We start from the raw sequence: 2,955 nt of genomic DNA on the forward strand, positions 1-2,955 counted from the left end.
GTCCGTGCTGCGGAGATCAGTGCCGTGGGTAAGAGCATTTTCCAGCACGACCCCAAAGGCAAGGTGGCAGAAGCCTACCGCTCTCTGACAAAGGAGGTGATGGCGAATGCCGAAAAACAGCTTAAACGTGTTGCTGAAAGGGGCAGATGACATTTTCTCCACGGAAGAATCCCGACAGGAGCAGCAGCGGGAACAGGTGCAACAGATTCCCATCGGAGAGCTGTTCCCTTTCAAGAACCACCCCTTTAAGGTTTTGGATGATGAATCCATGCAGCGCACGGTGGAAAGCGTGGAACAGTACGGCGTTCTGTCTCCGCTGATTGCCCGCCCTCGCCCGGAAGGGGGCTATGAGATCATCTCCGGGCACCGCCGTCAGCACGCTGCACAGCTTGCCGGGCTGGAGACCCTGCCGGTCATTGTCCGCAACATGGATGATGATGCCGCAGTTTTGCTCATGGTGGACTCGAATCTCCAACGTGAAAACATCTTGCCCAGTGAAAGGGCTTTCGCTTACAAAATGAAGCTGGAGGCTCTAAAAAATCAAGGTGCTAGGTCAGATTTAACTTGTGGCCAATTTGGCCACAAGTTAAATGGTGCAAAAGCGCGAGATATTGTCGCTGATGAATCAGGTGACAACGCTCGAAATGTCCAAAGGTTTATCCGTCTGACCAGCCTTATCCCGGAACTGCTGGACATGGTAGACGAAAAGAAAATTGCCTTTAATCCCGCTGTGGAGTTGTCCTATCTGGACGAAAGCCAACAGCGGGATTTTTTAGAAGCAATGAATGATACCCAGAATGCACCGTCCCTTTCCCAAGCGCAGCGGCTTAAAAAGCTGGCGCAGGAAGGGCACTTCTCGTATGACGTTGCCTTTGCGGTTATGGGAGAAGAAAAAAAGGACGAGCTGGACAAGGTGGTCATCAAAAACGAAACCCTGCGGAAATACTTTCCCCGCAGCTACACCCCGAAACAGATGGAGGACACCATCATCAAGCTGCTGGATCAGTGGCAACGCAAACAGCAGCGGCAGAATGAACGCTAACACACATTTTGAATGTAAGACCCAACCGGGTCTTTCTTTTTTGCAAAAATTTGGAGGAAACCCACTATGAATACTACTATTGATCTCAAGACCGCAAAGACCATCGAAGCTATGAACCAGAAAATCAACCACATGGACAATGCTGTGACCGACTTCTTCAATAAGATGAGCGATGTGCTGGAGCGGCAGCTCGGTGATGATGAAGTTTACGCCGCCGTGATTGCCCCGGAGATCGAACTGACTATCACTCCGCTGGCGAACGTTCGCAGTTACCTGCCTTGCTTCGATGAAGCAGATTCCTGCTACAGCATCAGCGACGATGTGCCGCTGGCTCTCTGTTACGACCCTCGTCAGGTCATCACACTGGCTTGCAAGCGGTATCTGTCCGGTGCCGTTGTCTTTGTTCGCTACGATACCAATGGCAGCTTTGTTGCCCTTACCACCAGTGACCTGTATCTGATCCAGTGCTATCTGGCCGAGAACAGCGTCCCTCTTATGGCTGACCACGAGAAGATGGTCTGCATCTGCATTGACTGAGAGGTGCAGCATGGATACCGAAATGACCTGCTATGAGAGTTTCGCAGAAGTCACGGAGGGCTTTTACTGTTCCGCCGTTGATGTTTTGAAGATTCTGGTTCTCCGTCTGCACGACTACCATGCTCGTTGCTTCCATTCTCTGCGGGATGCTCTGTACGACTATTTTTCTACCGATGCCGCACCGCATACTCATGCCAATGTCTCCACTAAGCATACCGTCACCGCGTCTAGCGCTCCTCGTCCTCCCTGAGAGGATTCTTCTCACAGTTCAGTCAATGTAGGAGGTTCGCTATGAATTATATTTATTCGTTTATCATTTTTGAAGCTGGTGCCTTTTTCGGCTTCTTTGTGGCAGCTCTGTTGAACGCCGCCCGTGCTGGGCAGGAAATCACTATCAAATTTGAGGAGGAAGATAATGGAACAGAACGAGAACACTCTGTCGGTGCTGAAAATTACACCGGGACAGTATCCGCAGCAGGTCGAGATCGATAATGACCTGAAAGCCTTGCAGCAGGCGGTGGGCGGTTCCATCGGCGCAAGCTACCCTTTTGAAGATCCGGTTGCCATCGTTTATAACGATGACGGCAAGCTTATGGGTCTGCCGCTGAACCGGGCCTTATGGGACGAGGACGGGCTGATGTACGATGTTATTGCCGGAACCTTTCTGGTGGTGGGGCTGGGCGAGGAAGATTTTGTATCGCTCTCCCCGGAGCTGGCGCAGAAGTATGAAGAAGAATTCCATCAACCCGAAGCCTTTCTCCCTCTGGGGCGTCGCCTGATGGTCATTCCGGTTTCGGATGAATCAGTTCAGAGTGATGCAGAAAAGGCTGTGAGTAAGCCCCCGGTGGAACATGACCGTTAAGGCGATTTTCTGCACAGGAGGTGGTAACGATGCAGGAAGAAATCGAGCATAAGACGGTCAACCTTGCCATCTCGACCACAAAACTGTCTGCCCGCACCCTGCTGCGTGGGATGCAGTTTCTGCTGCGGCAGTACGACAAGCACGCTTCGCAGGGCAAGCAGTCCATGAAGCGGCTAGTGCGACAGAACCGTGGCGTGACCAATGTGGAGATCCAGAAAACTGGCATCAAGGACTTTGACCGTTATGCCAAGCGATATCACATCGACTACTCCATCCAGAAAGACCTGTCCTGCAAGCCGCCCCGGTATCTGGTCTACTTCAAGGCACAGGACACGGATGCCTTGAGCGTAGCGTTCAAGGAATATTCGGCATCGGTGCTGGATAAAACCAAGCGTCCTTCCGTGCTGGCAAAGCTGCACGATCTGGCACAGACTATCGCAAATCTGCCGGACAAAGTGCGGCACAAGCAGGAGGAGCGCGGCCTATGAGCAAAAAGAAGCTTTCCAAGCTGCTG

The 2,955-nt window shown here is 52.0% G+C and carries 7 protein-coding genes; all 7 read left to right on the top strand.

What is annotated here, in order from left to right; translation table 11 throughout:
• Window positions 1-150: ParA family protein (locus tag WMO44_RS14615; protein WP_435387742.1), on the top strand; the 150-nt coding region annotated here is incomplete at its 5' end.
• On the top strand, window positions 107-1,042 hold the full coding sequence (locus tag WMO44_RS14620; RefSeq protein ID WP_349153012.1) for a ParB/RepB/Spo0J family partition protein: 936 nt from the start codon (window positions 107-109) through the stop codon (window positions 1,040-1,042). The genes WMO44_RS14615 and WMO44_RS14620, both read left to right, overlap by 44 nt.
• Before the next feature lie 66 nt (window positions 1,043-1,108).
• Window positions 1,109-1,579, top strand: coding sequence for a hypothetical protein (locus WMO44_RS14625; protein WP_349153013.1), 471 nt, complete (start codon window positions 1,109-1,111; stop codon window positions 1,577-1,579).
• A gap of 10 nt (window positions 1,580-1,589) precedes the next feature.
• Entirely contained in the window at window positions 1,590-1,829 is a 240-nt protein-coding gene (locus tag WMO44_RS14630) for a hypothetical protein (protein ID WP_349153014.1), read from the top strand.
• A 41-nt stretch (window positions 1,830-1,870) separates the two neighbouring features.
• A complete protein-coding gene (locus WMO44_RS14635; protein ID WP_242889539.1) occupies window positions 1,871-2,071 on the top strand; it encodes a hypothetical protein in 201 nt (66 codons plus the stop codon).
• On the top strand, window positions 1,995-2,441 hold the full coding sequence (locus WMO44_RS14640) for a DUF3846 domain-containing protein (protein ID WP_349153015.1): 447 nt from the start codon (window positions 1,995-1,997) through the stop codon (window positions 2,439-2,441). The genes WMO44_RS14635 and WMO44_RS14640 overlap by 77 nt, the downstream gene beginning before the upstream one ends.
• A 29-nt stretch (window positions 2,442-2,470) precedes the next feature.
• Window positions 2,471-2,929 (top strand): PcfB family protein, encoded by a 459-nt coding sequence (locus WMO44_RS14645; protein ID WP_349153016.1) that lies wholly within the window; start codon window positions 2,471-2,473, stop codon window positions 2,927-2,929.
• The last annotated feature ends 26 nt before the right edge of the window (window positions 2,930-2,955 follow it).

It is taken from the genome of Faecalibacterium tardum, from assembly GCF_040096515.1.
Classification (GTDB): Bacteria; Bacillota; Clostridia; order Oscillospirales; family Ruminococcaceae; genus Faecalibacterium; species Faecalibacterium tardum.

Bases quoted from the DNA above. Each gene is read 5' to 3' on its own strand.
- WMO44_RS14620 (WP_349153012.1), top strand. From the start codon at position 107: ATGCCGAAAAACAGCTTAAACGTGTTGCTGAAAGGGGCAGATGACATT.
- WMO44_RS14625 (WP_349153013.1), top strand. From the start codon at position 1,109: ATGAATACTACTATTGATCTCAAGACCGCAAAGACCATCGAAGCTATG.
- WMO44_RS14630 (WP_349153014.1), top strand. From the start codon at position 1,590: ATGGATACCGAAATGACCTGCTATGAGAGTTTCGCAGAAGTCACGGAG.
- WMO44_RS14635 (WP_242889539.1), top strand. From the start codon at position 1,871: ATGAATTATATTTATTCGTTTATCATTTTTGAAGCTGGTGCCTTTTTC.
- WMO44_RS14640 (WP_349153015.1), top strand. From the start codon at position 1,995: ATGGAACAGAACGAGAACACTCTGTCGGTGCTGAAAATTACACCGGGA.
- WMO44_RS14645 (WP_349153016.1), top strand. From the start codon at position 2,471: ATGCAGGAAGAAATCGAGCATAAGACGGTCAACCTTGCCATCTCGACC.